The following is a 23,630-nucleotide window of genomic DNA, read 5'->3' on the forward strand; positions in this document are numbered from 1 at the left end:
ATGTTCCAAATCAAATCCCTTGAGCTGGTCCACTGGGACTACTGGCAGCGCATCAAGAACATTCCGCTGGATGCCAAGATCATCACCATCGCGGGCCAGAACGGCTCCGGCAAGACCACCTTGCTGGACGCGCTGCGCACGCTGTTCGGCCTCGATTGCTCGATGGGCCGCACCTACAAGCATTACGCCCGCCACAGCGGCCAGCAGACCGCCTGGCTGCGCGCCGTGGTGGATAACAAGCCGCGGGGCAAGCAGCTGTCCAACCGTCCGTTCCGCAGCAGCGGTTTCTTCGCTGAAGACGAAGTAACCCTGTTCTGCCAGGTGCAGAAGAACGGCGGCGACTGGAAGCGCCAGTACCTGATGCGTCCCGGTAACGTGGACATCGAAGAAGTCACCGAAGCCAACGACTGGCTGGGCGTGGAGAACTACCGCAAGCGCCTGGCCAATGCCGGCCTGTCGCAAGCAATGTCCAAAGTGCTGGCGCTGGAGCAGGGCGAAACCGACAAGCTGTGCGAATACGCGCCGCGCCAGTTGCTGGACCTGGTGTTCCAGGTATTCGGCGACAAGGAAGTGCTGGATGCCTACGACGAGGCCAAGCGCCACCAGCGCGATACCGAGGAAGAGCTGAAGCGCTTCGAGGCCGAACTGGAGGGTTCCAAGACCAACCTGGAGGGTCTGCGCCTGCGCGTGGCCAATTACCACCAGTGGGAAACGCTGCACAAGGAACGCCGCAACCTGCAGGAAGAAGTGCTGCCATCGCTGGAATACCACGAGGCGCGCGAGAAGTCCGCTAACGTCAGCCGCCAGTTGCGCGAAGCGCGCAAGCCGTTGGCGCAGGCCGACCAGGTGCTGGCCGACAAGCGCAATGAAGTAGCCAAGCAAGCCAAGGCGTTGCAGGATGCGCAGCAGCAGGAAACCCTGCTGGAACAGGAACAGACTGCGCTGACTTCGCGCCTGAACCACATCAACGGCAAGCTCAAGCCGCTGGAATCGCTGGCGGAGCAGAAGTCCCGCCTGCAAAAGCTGGCTGCCGAATCCGGCGCGGACGTGGCCGATGCCGCAGCGGAACTGGAAACCAAGGAAGCCGAGCTGCTGAAACTGCGCTCGCAGCGCGACTCCGTGTCCAACCGCATCGCGCAGGACAAGGCTACCATCAATGCGCTGTCGGGCAAGAGCGCCATGCCGGAGCCGGACAATGTGCGCGCCATGCGCCGTGCCCTGAACGATGCGGGCATCCCGCACGCCATGCTGTCGGATATCGTCGAAGTGACCGATCCGAAGTGGCAGGGTGCGGTTGAGGGCGTGCTGGGCGGCTATGCCTCCGTGGTGCTGCTGGAGCGCTCGTCCGATGCGTCTTCCGCCTACCGCCTGGCGGAAAAGGAGCGCTATCGCCACTTCATCGTGCCCGATTGCGTGAAGGCGCACGAACCGAAGAACCAAAGCCTGCTGTCGGTGGTGAAGTTCAGCGGCCTGGCACCGGAATGGCTGATCGACCAGCTGTCGCGCATCACCCGCGTGGAGTCGGTGGAAGACGGCGCCAAGCTGGGCAATATCGAAGAATGGATCACGCCGGAGGCCTACCACAAGGAACGCCGCGGCGGCCGCTCGCTGTTCGTGGAAGCGTCGCGCTACCGCTTCGGTTCGGCCGGCAAGACCTCGCGTATGGACGCGATCCAGAAGAACCTGCCGAACCTGGAAGCCGAAGAAGACAAGTACACGCTGCAGATTTCCAAGCTGGCCTCGGAAACTTCCGCACTCAAAGCCCGCCTGGCCGGCGTCGATGCGGTGAAGGAGCTGTCGGCCCGCACCGGGGAATTCGACGAAGCCGCACGCTCCGCCGTGCCGCTGCGCGCCGAGCGCCTGGAAGTGGGCTCGCGCCTGGGCGAGCTGCAAGGCCTGATGAAGAACGCCACCGTGGCCCGTACCAAAGCCGACACCTCGTGGCAAAGTGCCCGCATGTCGCTGTCCGAAGCGGAAGCCGGCATGCGCCTGAACTTCAAGCGCCAGATGGAGCAGCGCTCCGACCACGCACGCGCCATGCTGGCGCTGCGCCGCCAGTGGCGCCACCTGCCGGGCGCCTGGCGCCGTCCTGCGCGCCGCCAGGCGCTGGTACAGCAGCACCAGAACGCGCACCAGGTCGACCTGCGTATTGCCAGCCTGCAGGCCTCGCTGGCGCGCGACGACTGGGAACTGGATGCGACCGTGATCGACCAGTATGCTCGTTTGAACGAGCAGCTGTCGAACCGGAAGTCGGAAACCGAAGAGCGCCGTTACCAGAACAACCGTGCGATCGAAGCGACCGCCAATGCGCGCGGCGCCTACATCGAGCGCCTGCGCTACACGATCAAGACCTATTCGTCGAACATCAAGGAACTGGGCGCGCTGGCCAATATCGACGTGCACGTCGAGCCGGTCAAGCTGGAGAATGACGACCTGCTGCTGTCGCAAGCGGGCCTGCAGGTGCGCTTCAAGTTCGACGGCAAGGGCCCGATCGGCCTGAACGACGGCGAAGCGTCGGGCGGCCAGCAGGTGATGAAATCGCTGGTGCTGCTGATTGGTTTGCTGAAGTCGGAAGACGGCTCCGGCGGCTTCGTGTTCATCGACGAACCGTTCGCCCACCTGGACATCCGCAACATCCAGCTGGTCGGCGAGTTCCTGAAGAACACCGACGCACAGTACCTGATGACGACGCCGCTGACCCACAACACCGACGTCTACGATCCTTCCGACCTCACGCTCATCACGAGCAAGAAAAAGAAAGACACCCAGTGGGCGCAGCCGATCTTCGTGCTGCAGCGCCGCCAGGCCGCCGCCGCCTGACCGCGGCTGGCCGCACGTCACGCTGGACCAGCGGCGAAGAGTCAAAGGCTGCCATCGCGCTCAAGCTGGGTGTGTGCCTGGCTTATCTGGTTGCGTCCCTATACAGCCCCGCACGTCAATGGCTCGGCTGGCGGGCTGCCCAGCATTACGTGGCCGTTCCAGTGAATATGCGCAAGCTGGAAATGGAGGCCTATGGCGCGCAAGGCGCAGGCACCCATCTTGGCATGGGTCGATCCGCAACATCCGTCGAATGCGGTGGTGGACCGGGAATCGTATGACGACCCGGGGAACTTTGTCATCGCCGGCGTGGCCTTAGCCGCCTTTGTTCGGGGCCGCCTACTATTTCGTGCCGCGCTGCCTGAACCGGCGCGCAAGACGGTACGGCGGCTTAATCGTTCGTGGTGACCCCGATGGCCTGGTACAAAGGGCAGAACTTGAGCGTGCCCGTCAGCAGCGGCACCACGCCAATCCAGCCCCACAGGCCGATCAGGCCGAATAGCGAAGCCGCGATCAAACCCAGGCCGACGGCAACGCGCAAGGCACGGTCCACCGTGCCGATATTTTCAATCATGGTCATGTGCTTTCTCCTCTCAACTGGCAACCAGTATGGGAAAGCCCGGCGTTGCCGGGAATGACCTGGATCAACTTAAGCGTGTGCTCAGGCTGCTTCTTTGGAGCAGGCGCCAAGAATGCCGTCGAGTTCCTTCTTCAATGCCAGTGCCACCGGCCGGCCGCGGATGCGGTTCACCATTTCGAAGAATGTGATGCGCATCGCTTTCAGATCCTCCAGCGTCTGCGCCGCTTCCAGCTTGGCCTGCAGGACCTGGCCGCGCAGGCCCAGGGTTGGCTCGATGGTGCGCGCATAGAATTCCCGCGCCTGCTTGTATTGCGCAGCGAGTTCTTCTTCGGTAGGCAGGATCGGCATGATGGTAATCGGCGGCGCTTCGCCTTCTTCGATGAAACCTTGTGCCAGCAGTTCCTGCACGGCCCCGGCATCGAGCCCGAGTCCGGTGACTTTCGGCAGCAGCTCTTCCATTGGATGGCGGCCGTCAATCATCACCAGCAGGGTACGCATACGGGTTTGCAGCCCATAGGTGCGCGCCGAGATCTCTTCCCGGCCCTTAGCGGTCTTGTTGTAAGTCGTCATAAGAATATTTCCTAATGGCAATCATTTTGTGTGAATTTAGAATACACGACCTTTAAGGATTTGACATCGGTTGAAATATCGTCTTTAATTTCTGTAACGACAGAAAAAAATGAAAAATAACATAATTCAACAACTATTCATTCTGGAACCGGTGAAACTCCGTGAGTTTCGTCATGTTAAAGGAGTGGAAGATAAATTTCACTATTGTAGTTTTTTCGTCACAAAGGAAGCTGGTCCATGTCCGTACTGACCTTGTATTTCGATGATGCCTGCCCGTTTTGCCGGCGCGAGATGGCGCGCCTGCGGCGCTGGGACCACTCCGGCCAGCTGGAATTCGTCGATATCGCGGCCCAAGGGTTCGATCCCGCCCCACTGGGCGCCAGCCTGGCCGCTATGAACACCGAACTGCACGGCTTGCGTGCCAACGGCACCATGCTGGTCGGCACCGACGCCATCCTCGAGGCATATACGCTGGTGGGCCGCTCCTGCCTGGTATGGCCATTGCGCGTGCCTGCACTGCGGCCACTGCTGGCATCGGCCTATCGCAGCTTCGCCCGCAACCGTTACCGCATTTCGCGCTGGCTCAGGATCGGCGCTGCGCGCCCCGCATGCGATGGCGACCGCTGCCAAATCTATTTTGGAGGTAAAGATGGAGCGTAAATGGCTGGTGCGCTGGATGTACGCCAGCGCCGCCGCACACTTGCTGGTCGGCCTGGCACTGCCATGGGGTGCCAGCGCGGCTGCCCTGGACTGGTACCTTGCCTGGCTGGGCCCGGCCTCGACGCGGCCGCAGCACGCCTGGTGGATGGCGCTATTCGGCCCGACCATCCAGTGTGTCGGGCTGTGGATGCTGGCGCTGGTGTGGTTTGGCGACCAGCGCCGCGAGCAGGCGGCCTGGCTGTGGGTGGCGGCCGGCATGCTGCTGTGGGGGCCGCAGGACATCATGGTTTCGCTGCGCGCCGGGGTATGGCCGAACGTGTGGCTCGACATCGCCACGCTGGCGCTCATGCTGCCCGCCGCCTGGCGCCTGTACCGGATCGACGCTGCTGCCCGCGATGCCGGCGAGGCATTGCCGGCGGTCGGTGAAGGAGAGCTGTTCCGCAAAATCCTCGGCAGTGAATGGAACAAGCTGCACCCCGACATCCAGCAGCGCTTCGCCAAGAATCCTGCACCCGGCAAGCCGCTGCTGTACTACGGCACCTTGTCGGAGCTGAGCGCGTCGCGCTTTGGCAAGCTGCTTGGCTACATCAGCAGGCCCTTCATCCAGGGTGCGCTGATCCCCTATAGCGACAGTGGCTTCCCGGTCGACATCCAGGTCTACGGCAAGCCAGGCTCGCAGAACATCTACAAGCAGCGTATCTACATGCTGAACGGCCGCAAGCCGATCAAGTTCACCTCCTACATGGCGGAGAGCGAGCGCGGCGAAGTGCTGGAATACGTGGGCCTGGGCCTGGGCATGAAACTCAAGCTGCACGTCGCCGACGGCAACCTGCATTTCACCAGCGACGGCTATTTCTGGGACATCCTGGGCTGGCGCATTCCACTGCCGGGCGTGCTCACGCCGGGCAAAACCTTCCTGCGCCATTGCAATGAGGCGCCCAACCGTTTCAACATCCGTATCGAAATCCGCCACGCGCTGTTCGGCACGACGTTCGTGCAGGCAGGCGTCTTCCGCGAAAGGCGCGAGGCGGAGAAGGAGGCAGCATGAATACGCATTTACTTGCATTGCAGCTCATGGCCGCACAAGGCTGCCTGGGCGCGTTCGACACGCTCTACCACCATGAATTGACGGAAGCCTTGCCGCAGCGCGCCACGGCACGGCGTGAGCTGGCCATTCATGCAGTGCGCGCGACGATTTACGGCGTGCTGTTCGTCGGCTTGTCGGCCTGGGTGTGGCAGGGCGCCTGGGCGTGGGTCCTGCTTGCGCTGTTCGGCGTCGAGATCGTCCTCACGCTGTGGGACTTCGTCGTGGAGGACCAGACCCGCCTGCTGCCGGCAACCGAGCGTGTGACGCACACCGTCCTTGCAATTAACGGCGGCGCCTTCATCACGCTGCTGGTGTTGGGAATGCCGCTCGCCATGGAGGCGCCCACCGGCTTCGCCTATGCGCCCCAAGGCTGGCTAAGCGTCTTCCTCGCCCTGTGCGGCGTTGGCGTGCTGGTATCCGGCATTCGCGATGCATTTGCGTCGCGCGCCCTGCCTGGCGCCGCAGCGGACAAGGTCCGCTTCGACGGCCCATCGCAAACGGTGCTCGTGACCGGCGCCACCGGTTTCATTGGCTGTTCGCTGGTGCCTGCCTTGCTCGCCAGCGGCCACCGGGTGATTGTGCTGTCGCGCGAGCCGCGCAAGGCGGCATGGGAGTTCGGCGGCGCGGTGCGCGCGGTGGGCAGCATGGCCGACTTGTCGCCAGCGGAGAATATCGACGTCATCATCAACCTGGCAGGCGCCCGCATCCTCGGCTGGCGCTGGAGCGAGCGCCGCAAAGCAGTGCTGCGCAACAGCCGCAGCGGATTGACGCAGGGCGTGGTGGACTGGATCGCAGGCGCGGCGCGCAAGCCGCGCCTGTTGATCAATGCTTCCGCGGTCGGCTACTACGGTATCCAGCCGCAAGGCGGCGAACATGTGTTGAACGAGGCTAGCCCGCCGCAGGCGATCTTCATGTCGCAGCTGTGCCAGGAATGGGAGGCGGCGGCCAGCCGCGCACGGGAATATGGTGTGCCAGTTGCGCTGGCACGTTTCGGCGTGGTCTACGGCCGTGGTGGCGCGCTGCAGCCGATGCTGCTGCCGATCAGGCTGGGCTTCGGTGGCCGCATGGGCACAGGGCGCCAGCGCAATTCGTGGATACACATCGCCGACTTGCTGGGTGCCATGGCCCACGTCTGGCGCTTAGGCGCCAATGCCGACGGCGCCTGGAATTTCACTGCTCCCGAGCACCCGACGCAACTGGAATTCACCCAGGCCGCCGCTGCCGAACTGCATCGCCCCAGCATGATGCCCACGCCCGCGTGGCCGGTGGAGCTGCTGCTGGGCGAACAATCGGCACTGCTGCTGGAGGGCTCCAGTGTCGCACCGGCGCGCCTGCTGGCCAGCGGCTACAGCTTCCGCTTCCCGACAGTGCGGCAAGCGCTGGCCGACCTGGTTTAGTCCAGCTTTTTCTGCGCCATGCTCCAGCGCAGCAGGCCGATGGAGTAGGCGGCCAGGTAGCCGAGCATCAGGCCGAAGGGGATCACGGTCAGCGGGTGCTGCAGGACTTCGGCCTGGTTGATCACGTGCGGGTGCTCGGACTGGCGGTTGACGTAGAACTCGACGCCGATCTGCAGCACGCGGGCGGCGAACAGCATGCAGACCAGGATGGCGGTCCGGCTCGGCGGCGTGAAATACAGCTTGCTGCCGGTGTTTTCAAAACGCGTCTTCTTGAGCGCGAAGAAGGCCAGCCAGGCACCGGCTATCACGGCAGCAGCCATCATCGCCAGCGCGGGTGGGTTGCGCAGCATGGACTGCGCGGCAGCCAGCAGCAGGACCGGCAAACCCGCCGCACCGACCCAGTGCCGCCACGCGACCGATTCCTGGCGGCGGAACACCAGCTTCAGGCGCGAGTAGACGCGCCAGATCAGCGTCGGGACAAGGATGAGCAGGACTACGGTGGTGACAGTCAGTTGCATTGGGCGCCGGATTCGTCAAAAAAGAAGAATTTTAACCGCAGGCGTAAAATACACCTTCGTGATCTCGCTTTCGGGAGCTCCAGCCATGGAAAAACACCGTATCCACGCCCACCGCGCACCGGATCTGCCGGTGCCGGTCGATGAGTCGCAGCCGCGCCCCGAGCCGGTGCATCCCCACAGTCCGCATAGTCCCGTCCCGCAAGACGAGCCGGTGCCCGACCATAACCCCGAGCTGCAACCGCCCGGTCAGTCGAAAGCCCAGTTGTAAAGCACGTCCAGCGCATTGTTGGTGCCAGTCTGCACCTGCAGCGTCACGCGGTTATTGAGCTTGTAGCGCAGCTTCACCAGGCTGGTCGCCGTGCCCGCGCCTTGCTCGAAGCTGATGTAGGCGCGCGAGGACAGCTTTTTGCCGACGGTGACCACCGTGCTTTCCAGTCCTTTGGCCTGGCTGACTCCCAGCTCATCCAGTCCGACGCGGTTGGCCAGGCTTGGACCGCCGCTGCCGCCCAGCAGGGCGCCGGCGGCAGTGCCAAGCAGGCTCATTTCATTGCCGGCCATGTCGGCGGTGCCGTGGCCGAGCACCATCCAGGCCAGCTTTTCACTGTCCGGCACGGACGGCGTGGAGACCAGCTTGGCGGATGGCGCCAGGGCGGTGCCGCGCACTTCGACGCCGGCTTCCACGTTGGTCTCGCTCAGCTCTTCGCCTTCGGGGCGCTTGCGCACGGCGCGGATGTTCAGGCTCGGGTTGTCATAAGCGCCGGTGAAATTCAGCACGCCGCGTTCGATGGCCAGGCGCTGGCCATAGGCGGCATAGGTGCCGCTGACAACACGGATGCTGCCGTTGACGCGTGGAGCGCGGCGATCCGCCACGCGCACGCGCACGCTGCCGGCAAGTTGCGCGTCCAGGCCTTTGCCGCGCAAGGTGAAATCGTCGCCCAGGTCGGCGTCGAGGTCGATGCTCAGCGGCAGGCCGGCCGTTACGGCAGCTTTCGGTTTTTCGCGGCCGAGGATCACTACGTCTTCGCTGATGGTCGGGGTATCGAGCGACGGCAACTCAATCACGGCGCGGTTGGCCTTGAACTTGCCGTCGAATTCGAAGCGCTTGGCGTCGCGCACCAGGGTGCTGCTGCCGCTCAGGACCAGGGTGCGGTCCGGGCGGTTGAATACTTCGAGCTTGTTGGCGGCCAGCTTGAGGTCCATCGACATGTCGCCGCCGGCCAGCCGCAGCCAGCCATCGGCCTGCACATTGCCGTCGGCGCCGTCGAAGCGCAGGCGTTGCAGCTGCAACTGGTCGCCGCTCACTTTCGCTTGCAGCTCGCCGTTGCGCAGGCGGATGCCTTGCTCGGCCCAGTTGATCACAAGCTGCTCGCCGACAACTTCGCCATCCAGCAGCGGGTTGGCGATGGTGCCGTGCCCCCCGGCGTGGGCGCGCAAGGCGCCGCCCAGCTCCATGCCTTGTACGCCCAGTAGCGGCGACAGCCATGCGATGGACGGCAGGCTGGCGCTGGCGCCGAAGGTCAGGGGGCTGTCGGAAGGGATGCGGCCGTCGCGCAACTGGGCGCTGGCTTCCAGGCGCGCGTTGCCGGCGCGGTCGCCAGCCAGTTCGGCCTGGGCGCGCAACTGGTCGCCGGCCACGGTGACGCGTGCGTCCAGCACTTTCAGGTCGAGCGGGATGGGGCGTTCGCCGCCGGTGATCGTCACGTCGCCTTTTTCGCGGAATACGTGCAGGTAGCCGTCCAGCGCCGGTGCAGCGCCTTTGGCGGCCGGCGCGACCAGGTCGAGCGACCAGTCGCCGCCCAGCGTCATGGTGCTGGCCACGTTGCTGCGCCAGGTATCGGACAATTGGGCGAGGTAGCTGGCGTTGACGCCGGCCGCGCTGCCTTTGCTGCGCCAGTGCAGGCCGTTCTTCTCCAGCGTCTCGATGCGCAGGCTGCCTTCCGGCATGGCGATGGTGGCGCTGCTTAATGCGAGCTGCTCCGGATTGGCCAGCCCGGCCACGCCTTCACCTTTGCCGCCGGTGACGCGCAGCGTGGCCGGCGCTTGCAGGTTGAGGGCGAAGCGGCCCTTGTTTTGCAGGGCATCGATGCTGCCGCTCCAGTTGTCCGTGCTGAAGCTGCCGTGCACTTTGGCGCTGGCATCGAAGTCGGGATTGGCGGCGGCTGCCTGCACCGTGTGGTTGCCGGCGCTGCCGCTCGCTTGCAGGCGCAGGCGGTCGAGCAGGATGCCCGGCATGTTCAGGCCGGTGACCGTCAGGTCGGCTTGCAGCGGATCGTCCGGGCCGAACGAGGTGCCGATGGTGGCGCTGCCTTTGATGGCGGAGATTTCCCGCTGGCCGGGCAGGCGCAGGTGGGCGCCGTCCAGCGTGGCGCTGAGCGTCGGCAGGGTGCTGGGACCGCGGCCTGCGACGTTGCCGCCACTGGCGTAGCCGCTGCCGCGCAAATTGCCGGACCAATCGCGGCCCAGCACGGCCAGTTGCGGCGCATCGAGCTTCCAGTCGATGCGGTCCTGCGGCTTGCCGAAGGAGCCTTTCGCCTGCAGCATATTGGGGCCGAGGTGCAGGTCGATGTCGCTGTCCTGCACGCGGCCCGGGCCTGCGGCGAATTTCGCGTGCCCGCTCAGCGCGGCGTTGCCAAGCGTGGATGCCGCTTGCAGGCGGATGTCGGCATTGGCCAGCCAGTCCGCGGAAGCGCGCAGCGTGGCGTCGAAATCGGCATTGATATTGCCCGCGACCGAAGATCCGAAACTGGCGGGATTGATGTGGCTCGCACTGCCGGACAGCTTGACGTCCATTGCGCCGGACAGTGCCGCCTCGCCGCTGGCGCGGATCACGCTGTCGGCGCGAGCCGGCTGGGCCAGGTAAGCCAGCCCGCGCGCCTCGGCGGTGAAGCTGGTGCGGGGCGCCTGGTAGCCGCCGCCCAGGATACCGCTGGCCCTGGCGCTGCCTTGCAGCTGCGGGTCAAGCACGGAGAGCTGGGCGGCGTCGAGCTGCCATTCCAGCTTGTCGCCCGCTGCGCCGAATGCGCCGCGCGCCGTGGCGGTGTTGCGGGCATAGGCGAGGCGGGCGTCGATGTTGGCGATGTGCCGGGCGTCGGCAGCCAGCTTGACGCTGCCGGACAGCGGCTGTCCCATCAACTTGCTGGGCTGCAGCGCGATATCGGCGTTTGCCCGCCAGTCCGGCGCCAGCTTGCCGCTTGCCTGCAGCGCCGCATTCAGGTCGGCTGACGGGAATGCGCCCAGCGCAGCCGGGTCGAAGCGCTTGACGACCGCGTTGGCCTTGAAGGCCTTGTCGCCTTTCAGGCTGGCTTGCGCAGTGGCGCCGACGCTGCCCTGGCCGGCAGTGATGCGCGCCTGGTGCAAGGTCAGCAGCAGGTCTTGCAGCGTGGCGTGGGCGTCCAGGCGCAGCTTGCCTTCCCCCAGCGCGGCGCGCAGGGTGTGCTGCCGGCCCTTGGTTTCGGCGCTGATATCGCCGGCGATTGCCGTGCTGATGGCGGCGCCATGCAGGGCGCGCAGGTCGAGGCGGTCGGTATGCAGGCGCACGCTGGCGGTGTCGATGCTGCCGTCTTGCGGCAGGCGGCGCAACTTGCCGCTGCCGGTGAATTTGCCTGCGGCGCCGAGGTCGATCAGCAGGCCGCTGAGGCTTGCGTTATCCAGCGTACCGCCCAGCTGCGCGGAAGCGCTTTGCAGGGGCAGTTTCTGCTGGTCGAGCGGGCCGGCTGCGCTGCGGTTGCTTGCTGCCAGTTTGCCGGACAGCTTGTCGCCGTTGATGGCGGCTTCCAGCGCGAGGTCGATTGCTGCCCTCGGCCAGGCCGGGTCGAAGCGGGCCGGGTCGACGTCGTGCGCCTGCAGGCGGATGCTGCGCAGGGGCAGGGCGTCGAACGGCGCCAGCACAAGGGTCCCGTCGCCGTTGGCGTAGTTCGATTTGCCTTTGACGTCCAGCTTCAGTTGCGCGAGGTCGCCGCTGGCGAAGAGTTCCAGCCGCGTCGCGCTGCGCTGGACCAGCCCAGGGTCGGGCGGCGTTGCTGCCGGCGCGCCGGGCGGCGTCGTTGTGGAACCGCCTGGCCGGGCCGCAGGTGCCGGCGGGATAGGTGCGAGGGCGGCCGTGGCGCTCAGTTTGTACGGGTGCGCGGTGGAAATTTCGGCGCTGGCGGCAAGGGCGCCAACCGGCGTTTCGGCGCTGGCGTCCTTCAACTGCCAGTGCTGGCCATCGCCCTGCAGCTGCAGCTTGACGGCGCGCAGCTCGGTGCGGCTGCCATCTTCGCTGACCAGGGCCAGCGTGCTGACGCGGCCATCCGCAATGCTCAGGCGGAACGGCGGCGTGATCGATGCCGGCATCGCGGCGGGCTTGGAAGGCCCGGTGCTGCGCGACTCCGCCCGCGCTACATGCAGCTCGCTGATCGCCACGCCTTCGCTGAAGTACTGCAGCGGCGACCAGTTGATATCGATGTTGTCGAGCGTGAGTATGCTGGATTGGTCGCGATACACGATGCGCCCGATATGCATGCGCCCGTACAGTGAACCGCTGACGCCGGTGACCACGATCTGGCCGCCGCTGGAGCGCGCGACCTGGGCGACGATCTGCTGCAGCGTGGTCTCGCGCCCCAAAAGCCAGACGGCGCCGCCCAGCACCGCCAGTGTTACGCCGCCGCCGACCAGCGTGCGGCGCAGCCATTTGCGTTTGGCAGCCGCTGGCGGCGCGTCGGACGGCGGCGGAGTGTACGGCGTATCCATCAGAACGTGAACCCCAGCGAGAAGTGCAGCCGCGCCTTTTTGGTGGCATGGCCATACGCGATGTCGACGTTGATCGGCCCGACAGGGCTCTTGTAGCGCGCACCGACGCCATAGCCGGATTTGGGACGCAGGCCGCCCAGGGAATTGGACGCATTGCCGGCGTCGTAGAACACAGCCGCGCCCCAGGTCGGCTTGAACCAGTACTGGTATTCTGCGCTGCCGGTGACCAGGTAGCGGCCGCCGACTGTCGCTTCGCCTTGTGCCACGCCCAGCTCCTGGTAGGCATAGCCGCGCACGGAATTGTCGCCGCCGGCGCGGAACAGGTAAGTGGTCGGCACGCCATCCTGGCGCGCCGAAGCCAGCGCCCCGAATTCGGCCCGCAGGATCACGGTGGATTTCGGGCTGAGCGGGCGGTAAGTGATGCCGCGCGCCGTGGCACGGATGAATTTCTCGTCCGTCAGCAGCGGCAGCAGCGCCCCGCCCAGGGTGGCATTCAGCACATAGCCTTTGGTCGGGAACACCAGGTTGTCCACCTTGCGCCAGGTGGCGGCATAGGTGATCGGCAGGGACTGGCTGTGCGATGACAGCACCCGGTTCACGGTCTTGCTTTCGTTCAGGTATTCGATCGAGATGCTGCGCTCGAGCAGCGGCGTGCCCCAGGCCCGCTTGGCCGCGACGGAAGCAGTACGCGTGATCTCGCCCTCGATATCCTTGCGTTCCAGTGCCGCGCCGACGCTGTCGTTATTGCCGTCCGCCGTGGTCGGGAAGTAGAAATCGCTGCGCGCCTGCTGGCGCTTGGTTTCCAGCGTCAGCGCGCTCTTCATCTTCAGGCCGAACACGTTCAGGTCGTCATAGGTGCCCGACATGCGGTACCCCGTATTGGTGCTGAAACCCACGCCCACGCTGGCGTTCTTGCGCTTGTTCTCCACCACCCGCACCAGCAAGGGCAGCGGCGCCATGGAAGTCGGCTGCGGCACGCCTTCAGCCTTGTTCTCGGCGGCCTCGATCTGTTCATCCAGGATGGATGTCAGGTCGGCGCTTACCTCGACGTTGGCAAAGTAGCCGGTTTCCTGCAGCTTGCCCTGGTATGCCTGCAGCGCCGCTTCGCTGTAATAATCGCCCGGCTTGATCGGGTTCAGGTTGCGCACCGCCGATTCCGGATAGCGCCGCAAGCCTTCGATCTTCAGTTCGCCGAAGCGCATCTCCGGCCCGCTATCGAGCGCCACATGCAGCAGCGCGCGCTTGGTCTCGGGGTCGACCACCGCCTCGCTGGAAACCAGTTGCGCGCGCGGATAGCGCGTCTGCACCACGGCGCGCAGGAGGTCGCGCTTGGCCTTTTCCCATTCGTCCTGGCGGAACACGGCGCCGTTCGGCAGGCCCCAGCCCGCCTTCAGCGCATCCTTGTCGAAAGGCGCGCCGGAGGACGACTGGAAGCCCTGCAGCACGATGTCGACTTCACCCACCAGCACCGGGTCGCCCGGCTGCACCTCGATCCTGACGGTCGGCGTGCCGCTTTCGTCAAGGCTGATATTCACCGCCGGGTTGTAGTAACCGGCAGTGGCAACCAGCGTCTTGATCTGCTCCGGCGCGGCGCGCAGCATGCGCTGCAGCTGGTCGCGGTCCATGCGTTCGTTCGAGCGGTAGCGCAGCAGGTCAAGGTTATCTTCAAGAAGGGACTCCAGCTGGCGCGGCGCGTCGATGCGGACCTGGTAAGTCCAGCCCTGGGCAGCCGCCAGCAAGGGCAGCAGCAGGGCAGCGCAGCCCAGTACAAGGCCCCTCAATACTTTTATGCCGGTTTGTGCCAAAATTCGTGGTCTGTGATCTGGAAGTCGAAACCGAATGTTACCGGATCAGCCGCAATCTTGTCGGCCACTTAATGATTGATTACAAATAGACCTCAAAGAAAGACTGCGATGCTGACAAACGACGCCGCACTGGTCCTGTTCAGCGGTGGACAGGACTCGACAACCTGCCTGGCCTGGGCCCTGGAGCGCTACCCGCGCGTGGAAACCATCGGCTTCGACTACGGCCAGCGCCATGCGATCGAACTCACCGTGCGCCCGCGCCTGCTGGAGCAGATGCGCAGCGTCAAGCCGGAATGGGCCGAGCGCCTGGGCGAAGACCACATGGTCGACCTGGGCCTGATCTCGCAACTGTCGCAGACGGCCATGACCGAGGACATCGAGATCGTGATGCAGGAGAACGGCCTGCCGAACACCTTCGTCCCCGGCCGCAACCTCCTGTTCATGACCGTCGCCGCCACCCTGGCGTATCGCCGCGGCCTGACCGTGCTGGTGGGCGGCATGTGCGAAACCGACTTTTCCGGCTACCCGGACTGCCGCGACGACACCATGAAGGCGCTGCAAGTGGCCCTGAACCTGGGCATGGATACCCGCAACAAGCTGGAAACCCCGCTGATGTGGCTGGACAAGGCGCAAACCTGGCAACTGGCCGAACGCCTCGGCGGCCAGCAGCTGGTGGACCTGATCCGGGCCGATACCCACACCTGCTACAAGGGCGAACGCGGCGCCCTGCACGACTGGGGCTATGGCTGCGGCACCTGCCCGGCCTGCGAACTGCGCGCGCGCGGCTACCGACTCTATCAAGCGGCACTGAGTGGCAATCACGGCACTGGCGCCGATTGACTTTTTCTATAGGGCAATTATTTTGCCCTGAACAACTTAAGATGCTGGTATGCCGAGGCCACCTGCCAGCCCACCGCTGCAACGCCTGCTCCAACCCCGCCTGCTGGCAGGGCTGGTGGCAGCGCTTTGCCTGACCGCGACCGGCAGCGTCTGGTGGGGCGCCCACCTTGATGCGGAACGCGATGCCCGCACCAGCTTCGAATACCACGGCCGGGAACTGGTCAACAATATGGCCGCGCGCATGCAGGCCTATGTACAGGTACTGTATGGCGTGCAGGGCTTGTTTGCCAGCTCCGATTTCGTCGACCGCCAGGAGTTCCGCACTTATATCGAGCGCCTTGAACTGGAGCAGAATTTTCCCGGCATGCAGGGCATCGGCTTTATGCGCATGGTGCCCGGCGCGCAGCTGGAGTCGCATATCGCCATGGTGCGGGCCGAGGGCTTTCCTGATTATTCGGTAACGCCGCCGGGCCAGCGCAGGCAGTACGGCCCGGTGGTCTATCTCGAACCTTTCTCCGGCAGTAACCTGCAGGCCTTCGGCTATGACGGCCTGTCCGAGCCGGTGCGCCGCGCCGCCTTTGAGCAGGCGCGCGACTCCGGCCTGCCGGGCATGACCGGCAAGCTGCTGCTGAAACAGGAAACCAGCGGCCCGGTGCAGGCCGGCTTCCTCATCGCGCTGCCGATCTACCAGAACGGCGTTGGGCGCTATACCCTGGTCCAGCGCCGCAGCGCCTTGAAGGGCTGGGTCTACGCGCCGTTTCGCATGGACGACGTGATGGCGGCGCTGGGTCACGATGCGCTGCGCGGCCTCGACGTGGAAATCTACGACGGCGAAGAGCGCAACGCCATGAACCGCTTGTTCGACAGCGCGCCGAAGGCGTCCGCTGCGGAAGGGCGCCAGCATGCGCTCAAGCGCATCAGCCTGGCCGGCCGGCGCTGGACCCTGCATATCAGCGCGCTGCCCAGGCCGAACGGCGTGCTGTCGGATAAACCGCGCGCGATAGCCATCGGCGGCCTCCTGATCAGCTGCGTGCTGGCGCTGCTGGCCTACGTGCTGGCGGAAAGCCGGCAGCGCCTGCGCCTGGCACTCCACCAGAGCAGCCGCATGGGCGACGAGCTGCGCGAAGGGCAGGAAACCCTGCTGGCCATGGCCGAACATGCACAGGGCAGCCAGACGGTGCTGCGCTGCATCCTCGACTCCACCGTGGACGGCATCCTGGTCGACAACTACAGCGGCGCCGTGCTGAACTCGAACCGGCGTTTCCGCCAGTTGTGGAACGTGCCGGAGCAGCTCGGTTGGGAAAACGACGGCGCCATCCTGCTGGCCCATATGGCCAGCCAGATCGAATTGCCGGATGCCTTCCTGCAGGCCTGCGCGCAGGCCGGACCGGGCGACGAGGACAGCCATGGCCAGCTCCAGATGCGCGACGGGCGCGTGCTTGAAGTCACGACGCGCCCGCTGCGCCTTGGCAGCGAAGCGGCGCGGCTCTGGTCCTTCCGCGATATTACCGAACGCATCCTGAACGAGCGGCGTGAAGAAGGACGCCACCAGGTGCTGGAACTGCTGGCGGCCGGCGCCCCGCAGCAGGAAGTACTGGACAGCCTGATGCGCGGCATCGAAGCCGTCAACCCGGGCATGATCTGCAGCGTCATGCTGCTGGACGAGGAAGGCAGGCACCTGCTGCTGTCCGCCGCGCCCAGCCTGCCGGCCTTTTTCCGGCAGGCCATCGACGGCTTGCCGATCGGCTTTGGCAATGGCTCCTGCGGCAAGGCCGTCACCAGCAATAGCCGCGTAATCGTGGAAGACATCGCCAGCGACCCGCTATGGGGGCCCTACCGTGAAATGGCGCTGCGTGCCGGCCTGGGCGCCTGCTGGTCGGAGCCGGTGCATGGCGCCAACGGCAAGGTGCTGGGCGCCTTCGCCATCTACCACCGCGGGCCGCAGCGGCCCAGCGTGGCGCAACTGGTGCTGATCGACCAGGCCGCCAGCCTGGCCGGCATCGCGGTGGAGCAGGCGCGCGCAGCAGAGGCCCTGCGCGTAGGCGAAGCGCGTTTTCGCAGCCTGTACGACCACGCACCGGTAGCCTTGTGGCAGCAGGACTGGTCGGCCGTGCGTGCGGCCATGCAGGAATTGCTGGAATCGGGTGTGGACGATGTGGCGCAATGGCTGCAGGTGAACCCGAGCCAGTTGCAGCGCCTGGCCGGGCTGGTGCGCATCACCGATGTCAATGCCGCCGGACTGGAACAGGTGGGAGCCGGCCCGGCCTGCAAGCAGCCCGGGCGGCTTGGCCTGGCGCAGAACTTCGCGCCTTCTGCCATGCCGGAGTTCGGGCGCGCGCTGCTGGCGATGGAGCAGGGCTCGCACCTGTTCCAGTGCGAGGGCAGCTTCCTGCGCCTGGATGGCGTGGAGCGCCAGAATGAACTGACGCTGCTGGTGATGCCGGGCCACGAGCACGCGCTGGACTTCGTCATCGTGTCCACCATCGATATCACGGAGCGCAAGCGACTGAACGAAGAGCTGGTGCAGCTGGCCACCACCGATTTCCTGACCGGCCTGCCGAACCGGCGCGAGTTCATGATGCGCCTGGAAGACGAGCAGGCCCGCCTGCAGCGCGATGTCGGCGGCCGCGCCGCCGTGCTGATGCTGGACATCGACTACTTCAAGGACATCAACGACGCTCACGGCCACGACTGGGGCGACGCCGTGCTGCGCCACCTGGCAGGGCTGATGCGCGATTCGCAGCGCAAGATCGACATGCTGGGGCGCGTCGGCGGCGAGGAATTTGCCATCCTGCTGCCGGGTGCCGACCTGGAAGCGGCGCGCGCTTTCGCCGAGCGCCTGCGCCAGCGCATTGCCGACACGCCGATGGGGCGCAACGGCAGCACCATTGCGATCACGGTCAGCATCGGCATTGCCAGCATGGCGCCGGCCGACCGCAGCGGCGACGCGGTCCTGGTGCGCGCCGACCATGCGCTGTACCGCGCCAAGCGCGCCGGCCGCAATCGCGTCGAAGGGTGATCAGTCGGGGCGCATGCGCAGCTGTTCCACCTTGTCGCCCTTGCCCAGGCTCAGGTCGACCAGCAAGGCGCCGCTGGTGTAGTTCAGGCGATAGCTGTACTTGCGCACCTCGCCGTCGGTGCTGCGCGCCAGTGCTTCCACCCTGCGCAGCGGGCCCCATTCGCGCAAGTCTTCCGACACCATGGCCAGGAATTCCGGCGACAGGTTGCCCGCCACCTTGTCGCTCAAGCCTTCCGGCAGCTTGCTGTCGGCGATGCTGGCGAACATGGCGCGCACGCGTTCGGCCACGCCCGGTTCGGTTTCCGCAATCGCCGCCTTCGGTTTGAGCGCCAGCGCCGGCAGGTAATGCGCAGCGACGATGTCGCCCAGCTTGCCGGGCCGCGCGCTGGCCGAATTGGCCAGCACCACCACCGAGAGCTTGTCGTCCACGAAGCGGTACAACTGCGAGCGGAAGCCCTGCCATGCGCCGCCGTGGGCAATGGCGCGATGGCCGTTGCGCTCGAACAGTTGCCAGCCGTAGCCGTATTCGGTGGCGGAACCGTCGTTCAGCCTGGCCGGCGTCCAGCTGGCTTTGCGCACGCTGGCCGGCAGCACCTTGTCGCCGTACAGCGCCAGGTCCCATTTCGCCAGGTCGCGCGCCGTCAGGTACAGGCTGCCGTCTGCCGTGGTATTCAGGCGCGGCGCCACCCAGGACTGGTTCACCAGCTTGCCGCCCTTGCGTTCATAGCCGCGCGCACGGTGCGGGATGATGTCGGCTTCGCTGATGATGCGCGTGCCCATGTCCAGCGGGGCGAAGATGCGCTCGCGCAGCTGGTCGCCGTAGAACTTGCCGCCCGCCTTGTTGCAGATGAAGCCGAGCAGGTGATAGCCCATATTCGAGTAGGACCATTTTTCGCCCGGCGCAAACAGCACGGGAATGTCGGCTTCCAGCGCGATCAGCTCTTCTTCGGTGTAATCCTTGGCCAGGTCCAGTTTGGCGTAAGGATCGCCCAGGCCGGAAGTATGCGACAGCAGGTGGCGGATGGTGATGCCTTCCCAGGTCTTGGGCGTATTGGCCAGGTGCTTCGAAACCGGATCGTCCAGCGACAACTTGCCGTCCTGCGCCAGCAGCATGACCAGCGCGGCGGTGAAGGTCTTGCCGATCGAGCCGGACTGGAACACGGTGTCGGGAGTGACCTTGACCTTGTTTTCAAGGTCGGCAAAACCATAGCCTTGTTCGCGAATGATCTTGCCGTCTTTGACAACGGCGATGGCAATGCCGGGAATATGGCTGCGTTTCATTTCCGCCTGGATGGCGTCGTCGAGTTGGTCAGCGAAGGCTGGAGCGCAGCAGGCGAGGGCGATTGCGACAGGAAGCAGCGAGATGGTCGGGCGCATGGATGCAATTCCGTATAGGTTGCCAAATTTGCATTCTAGCACCCGACCCAGGCGGTCAGGCAGGGGCGTGTTCCAGGGCTGGCGCGGCAGGCTTGCGGTCGCGGCGCTTCATCAGCCAGTAGATGAAGAACGGGATCATCAAAGGCAGCAGCAGGGGCGACACGGCAGCCATGGTCACCACGGCGGCCAGCGCCAGGGACAGGATCACGATCACGCCGACACCGGCCATCACCACCGCGACGATGGCTGCCACGAACACCATCACTACCGCCAGCGCGGCAAATACGCCGCCGGCCAGCATGGTGCCGAGCAGGGCGCCCAGCGGCCCGTCATAGTCCGAGTCGCCGACGGTGACGACGAGGTCGTTGCTGTCGATGGACATCCAGCCTGCAACCATGCAGAAGAACAGCAGGACCAGGGACAGGGCGAATACCTTTTTCATGATGGGCCTCTTGGCGTTGAACATGGTGTCACTGTAGGCCCGCTGGCCCGGGCCAGCCATCGGATTGCGACGAACGGTGGAATTGGGATGATGAACGGAAAAAGTTTCGCGGCGAGCCCCAATCGCAGCTTGAATTCATTAACTGTTTGCCTATACTGAATATCCGATCACTGAGATGGAGGGGAATATGGCTTGGCTAGTAAGAGACGGGAGCCAATCGTTGCTCCTGGGAATCGACAGCGAACCGCGCCAGCGCAGCGCGACGATCGAGCTGGGCCCCAAAGGCCCGCCATCCGCACCACCGACGATTCCACCTATCATCATCAATCCCTTCAAATACCAGACGCCCGACCCGGCCATCGATCCGCGCATTACGCCGCTCGGCCCGCCGATCCTGCCGCCGCGATGGCCTGCCATGTCGCTGCATTGATTTCGCACAAGCCCGCCCGTCAAGCGGGCTTTGTTTTTCACTGGCTAGCGTAGGCGCCTCCTGCTATATTTCCCAGACGCATCTAACCTTGGGAATAAGATGGAAAGCCGTCTGCGCCGCCTGGAGGCCGTCCAGGAAATCCTGCTGGAAATTGGCAAGCTGTCCAATAGTTGCACGGACATCACGGTCTTCCTGCAATCCGTGCACGCGGCGCTGGGCCGCATCATGTACGCCTCGAATTTCTATGTGGCCCTGAGCGACCGCGATGCGCCCGGCAATGCCGTGCGTTTCGTCTACTTTGTCGACGAAGTGGACGACCATCCCTACAAGGACCAGCTGGTACAGTTGGCCACGCCCGACCAGTCGCCCACCGCCTGGGTGATCCTCAACAAGCAGCGCCTGGTGATGACGGGCGACGAACATCGCGCCCGCGAAGAGGACGAGGTATTCGGCGTCGGTACCATTGCCGAACATTGGGTCGGCTGTCCTCTGCTGGACCAGGGCCATGACGTGATCGGCGCCATGGTGATCCAGAGCTACGACAAAGAACATACCTACAGCGAAGAAGACCAGGCCCTGTTCGCGCAGATTGCCAACCACGTGTCGAGCGCCCTGCAAGGCTTGCAAAGCATGGACCGGCTGGAGCGCGCCGTCCGTGAGCGCACGCTGGAGCTGGAGCGCGAAGTGGCCGAGCGCAGCAAGGCCGAACGCTTGCAGCGCGCACTGTATGAAATTGCCAGCCTGTCCGCCTCCGCCTCCGCTGAATCGGATGCCGGCGTGCTGTATGCCCGCCTGCACGACATCGTCGGCAGCCTGATCACCGCCCGCAATTTCCTGATCGCGCTGTACCACCCCAAGCGCGACGAAATCTCGATCCCTTATTTCGTCGACGAGAAAGACCTGGAAGCGCCGCTCAAGCGTTTCGAATACGGCGTCGGCATGAGTTCTTTCGTGCTGAAGAAGCGCCAACCGATGCTGCTGGACGGGGCCGCGTTCGCTGCCTTGATGGCCGGCGGCGAAATCAATGAACCGCTCGGCAACCAGGGCATCGCCAGCTGGATGGGCTGTCCCATGATGGTGGGCGAACAGGCGCTGGGCGTGATCATCGTGCAAAGCTACGATGCGTCGGTGCTCTACTCGCAGGCCGAACTGGACATCCTGGCTTATGTTGCCAACCATACCGCGGCGGCCATCGCACGTACCCGCTCCGACCTTGCGATCCGCCGCGCCAAGGCCGAACTGGAAGAGCAGAACACCGCGCTGGCCAGCGCCCTGACGCAATTGCAGACCGCGCAATCGGAGCTGGTGCGGCAAGAGAAGCTCGCCTCGCTGGGCCGCCTGGTGGCCGGCGTCGCGCACGAGATCAACACCCCGCTTGGCATCTGCGTCACGGCCACCAGCCATCTGGTGGAAGAGCTGCGCCTGTGCCGCCTGGACCTGGCCGAAGGGACGCTTGACGAAGACGGCTTGAGCCAGTTCTTCGACACGGTCGACCAGTCGCTCAAGATCATGACCACCAATACCCAGCGCGCCGCAGCCTTGGTGCGCAGCTTCAAGCAGGTGGCGGTGGACCAGTCCTCCGACAATATCCGCCACTTCAACCTGCGCAAATACCTGGACGAAGTGCTGCTGTCGCTGCAGCCCAAGCTGAAAGGCAAGCCGATCGCCGTCAACGTCGACTGCCCGCCGGATATCCACTGCGAAAGCTTCCCCGGCGCCGTATCGCAGATCGTCACCAATATGGTGGTGAACTCGCTGGTGCACGGGTTTGAAGAGGGGCAAAAAGGCACCATCCGCATCACCGGCAAGCTCGATGGCGACCACGTGCTGTTCGACTACAGCGATGACGGTGTTGGCATGGATTCCACCACGCTGCAGCAATTGTTCGATCCTTTCTTCACCACCAAGCGCGGCTCCGGCGGCAGCGGCCTGGGCGCGCACATCCTGTACAACCTGGTGACCGGCCCGCTGGGTGGCACGGTGAAGGTGGTCAGCTCGCCCGGCATGGGCTTGCACTACCACCTGCGCTTCCCGCGCGACCAGCGCAAGCAGTCCGCATGACCCTCGCTCCGAACGTTGGCCGGCTTGATGCTGGCTTTGGCCTTTTTCACGCCGGCGTCCGGCGCCGAGGGCTGCGCGACAGGCCCACGCACGCGAAGTGACAGGCCTGGCATTCGAATTTGTCGCAGGGCCTGGCACCGACGGAGATGGTTCCTTCCTGCTGGATTACGAAATTATCAGTGTTGAGAATTCGAAGAAATGCATTTTCAATTGATCAAACTAACCACCGTCCTGCTGGCGGCGAACCTGGGCTGCGCCGCGCAAGCCGCGCCTTTTTCCGACCAGCCGCGCAGCTATGTCTTCACAGGAGATGGCGGAAAATCGGCTACAGCGCACTTTCCCTGGATCGCAGGCGGCCCGCCGGGTGCGGCGGAACACATCAACAGCTACCTGCACGACGCTTACTTGCAGACGCTGCCGGCTAGCGATCCGAAGGAAACCAGGATCAAGGTCCTGGACGGCATGACAATGATCGAATCGCAGGGCGTCAAGGCGATGAACGGGGGTCGCATGGTGCGCGTCAGCATTGAAGAGGAAGGCTGCGGGGCTTATTGCAGCAGCGGCATCAGCGATTTCGACTTTGACGCAGCGAGCGGCCGCCCGGTTGGCGCGTTGGATCTGACCGCTCCGGACGCCAAGGCCAGGCTGCACCTCAAAGCGCACAAGGCCCACGTCGCGGAAATCGAAAAATTCCTGGCAGCGCTGAAGCGAGACCTGCGCAAGAGCGGTCCCGACAAGGCACGCCTCCAGGAGCAGATCGAGTTATACGAAATGTGCCTGTCCGGGCGCGAGGATGCAGCCAGGGACTACAGCTACCTCCTCGTCGCCGAGAACAGCCTGGTGGTATCGTTTGGGGAATGCGGCAGCCACGCCTCGCGCGCGCTCGATGAGCTTGGCGGATTTTCATACAGCGTGAAAGGCGAGGCCATGCGTCCTTACCTGAGCTCCTACGGTCGCCGCCTGCTGCTTGGCGATGCGCAGGCCGAAGCGCCCTCAATCAACAAGTCAGGACAGCTATTCAAGGGAACTATCAACGGCAGGCTGCCGGTAACGCTGTTCCTTGGCCCCAGCGGCCGCCTGGGTGAAAAGCCGTTTGATAGCGCGCATTATTATTACGATAAATTCCGCCAGCAGATCGCCCTGGTAATGCAGCGCGAAGGCGACGCGTTTGTGCTGACGGAGAACGACAAGAATGGCAAGCCAACCGCCGTGATGACGCTGAAACTATCGGGTGCAAAGCTTTCAGGCGAATGGCGTTCCGGCGCCAAACGCATGCCGGTGGACCTTACGGCTTATTGA

18 protein-coding genes are annotated in these 23,630 nt (G+C 64.7%); 11 read left to right on the forward strand and 7 right to left on the reverse strand.

All coding sequences use genetic code 11. The features are described 5' to 3' along the window. Both ASD07_RS27245 and ASD07_RS31200 read left to right on the forward strand, forming a co-directional pair. On the forward strand, nt 1-2,820 hold the full coding sequence (locus tag ASD07_RS27245) for an ATP-binding protein (RefSeq protein WP_055938083.1): 2,820 nt from the start codon (nt 1-3) through the stop codon (nt 2,818-2,820). A gap of 192 nt (nt 2,821-3,012) precedes the next feature. Continuing rightward, on the forward strand, nt 3,013-3,225 hold the full coding sequence (locus tag ASD07_RS31200; protein WP_156398194.1) for a hypothetical protein: 213 nt from the start codon (nt 3,013-3,015) through the stop codon (nt 3,223-3,225). Here ASD07_RS31200 and ASD07_RS27250 read toward each other — a convergent pair. Beyond that, nucleotides 3,209-3,397 (reverse strand): DUF2892 domain-containing protein, encoded by a 189-nt coding sequence (locus ASD07_RS27250; protein WP_373922104.1) that lies wholly within the window; start codon nt 3,395-3,397, stop codon nt 3,209-3,211. The genes ASD07_RS31200 and ASD07_RS27250 overlap by 17 nt on opposite strands. An 81-nt stretch (nt 3,398-3,478) precedes the next feature. Beyond that, nucleotides 3,479-3,967, reverse strand: coding sequence for a hypothetical protein (locus ASD07_RS27255; RefSeq protein ID WP_055938086.1), 489 nt, complete (start codon nt 3,965-3,967; stop codon nt 3,479-3,481). A 237-nt stretch (nt 3,968-4,204) separates the two neighbouring features. On the opposite strand from ASD07_RS27255, the gene ASD07_RS31930 reads away from it, so the two are divergent. The 3 genes from ASD07_RS31930 to ASD07_RS27270 are packed head-to-tail and all read left to right on the forward strand — an operon-like array spanning nt 4,205 to nt 7,111. Continuing rightward, nucleotides 4,205-4,627, forward strand: a complete 423-nt coding sequence (locus tag ASD07_RS31930; RefSeq protein ID WP_055938089.1) for a thiol-disulfide oxidoreductase DCC family protein — start codon at nt 4,205-4,207, stop codon at nt 4,625-4,627. After that, nucleotides 4,617-5,675 carry a DUF4166 domain-containing protein gene (locus ASD07_RS30505; RefSeq protein ID WP_307145457.1) on the forward strand — a complete coding sequence of 353 codons (1,059 nt, stop codon included), beginning with the start codon at nt 4,617-4,619 and terminating at the stop codon, nt 5,673-5,675. The genes ASD07_RS31930 and ASD07_RS30505 overlap by 11 nt, the downstream gene beginning before the upstream one ends. After that, entirely contained in the window at nt 5,672-7,111 is a 1,440-nt protein-coding gene (locus ASD07_RS27270) for a TIGR01777 family oxidoreductase (RefSeq protein ID WP_055938092.1), read from the forward strand. The genes ASD07_RS30505 and ASD07_RS27270 overlap by 4 nt, the downstream gene beginning before the upstream one ends. On the opposite strand, the gene ASD07_RS27275 is transcribed toward ASD07_RS27270, so the two are convergent. Continuing rightward, a complete protein-coding gene (locus tag ASD07_RS27275; protein WP_055938099.1) occupies nt 7,108-7,629 on the reverse strand; it encodes a hypothetical protein in 522 nt (173 codons plus the stop codon). The genes ASD07_RS27270 and ASD07_RS27275 overlap by 4 nt on opposite strands. Before the next feature lie 85 nt (nt 7,630-7,714). Between ASD07_RS27275 and ASD07_RS30510 the strand changes: the two genes are divergently transcribed. Beyond that, nucleotides 7,715-7,897, forward strand: a complete 183-nt coding sequence (locus ASD07_RS30510) for a hypothetical protein (RefSeq protein WP_082507590.1) — start codon at nt 7,715-7,717, stop codon at nt 7,895-7,897. Here ASD07_RS30510 and ASD07_RS27285 read toward each other — a convergent pair. Continuing rightward, nucleotides 7,876-12,357, reverse strand: a complete 4,482-nt coding sequence (locus ASD07_RS27285) for a translocation/assembly module TamB domain-containing protein (RefSeq protein ID WP_055938105.1) — start codon at nt 12,355-12,357, stop codon at nt 7,876-7,878. The genes ASD07_RS30510 and ASD07_RS27285 overlap by 22 nt on opposite strands. Then, on the reverse strand, nt 12,357-14,138 hold the full coding sequence (locus ASD07_RS27290; protein WP_055938107.1) for an autotransporter assembly complex family protein: 1,782 nt from the start codon (nt 14,136-14,138) through the stop codon (nt 12,357-12,359). The genes ASD07_RS27285 and ASD07_RS27290 overlap by 1 nt, the downstream gene beginning before the upstream one ends. A 132-nt stretch (nt 14,139-14,270) precedes the next feature. On the opposite strand from ASD07_RS27290, the gene queC reads away from it, so the two are divergent. Then, nucleotides 14,271-15,002: a 7-cyano-7-deazaguanine synthase QueC gene (queC, locus tag ASD07_RS27295; protein WP_055938109.1), complete on the forward strand. Its 732-nt coding sequence runs from the start codon at nt 14,271-14,273 to the stop codon at nt 15,000-15,002. 49 nt (nt 15,003-15,051) lie between these two features. Beyond that, a complete protein-coding gene (locus tag ASD07_RS27300) occupies nt 15,052-18,021 on the forward strand; it encodes a CHASE domain-containing protein (protein WP_055938112.1) in 2,970 nt (989 codons plus the stop codon). Here the strand turns inward: ASD07_RS27300 and ASD07_RS27305 are convergent, their stop codons facing one another. Next, nucleotides 18,022-19,398, reverse strand: a complete 1,377-nt coding sequence (locus ASD07_RS27305; RefSeq protein ID WP_055938115.1) for a serine hydrolase — start codon at nt 19,396-19,398, stop codon at nt 18,022-18,024. Between the two features lie 55 nt (nt 19,399-19,453). Next, complete coding sequence (locus tag ASD07_RS27310) at nt 19,454-19,840, reverse strand: hypothetical protein (RefSeq protein WP_156398195.1); 387 nt, start codon at nt 19,838-19,840, stop codon at nt 19,454-19,456. Nucleotides 19,841-20,060: 220 nt separating this feature from the next. Here ASD07_RS27310 and ASD07_RS27315 point away from each other — a divergent pair, with 220 nt between their 5' ends. The 3 genes from ASD07_RS27315 (at nt 20,061) to ASD07_RS27325 (ending at nt 23,630) form a co-directional block, all read left to right on the forward strand. Beyond that, nucleotides 20,061-20,270, forward strand: a complete 210-nt coding sequence (locus ASD07_RS27315) for a hypothetical protein (protein ID WP_055938122.1) — start codon at nt 20,061-20,063, stop codon at nt 20,268-20,270. Between the two features lie 99 nt (nt 20,271-20,369). Continuing rightward, nucleotides 20,370-22,331 (forward strand): GAF domain-containing protein, encoded by a 1,962-nt coding sequence (locus ASD07_RS27320; RefSeq protein WP_055938125.1) that lies wholly within the window; start codon nt 20,370-20,372, stop codon nt 22,329-22,331. Between the two features lie 210 nt (nt 22,332-22,541). Then, nucleotides 22,542-23,630, forward strand: a complete 1,089-nt coding sequence (locus ASD07_RS27325; protein ID WP_055938128.1) for a hypothetical protein — start codon at nt 22,542-22,544, stop codon at nt 23,628-23,630.

This window comes from Duganella sp. Root336D2 (assembly GCF_001425005.1).
GTDB lineage: Bacteria > Pseudomonadota > Gammaproteobacteria > Burkholderiales > Burkholderiaceae_D > Rugamonas.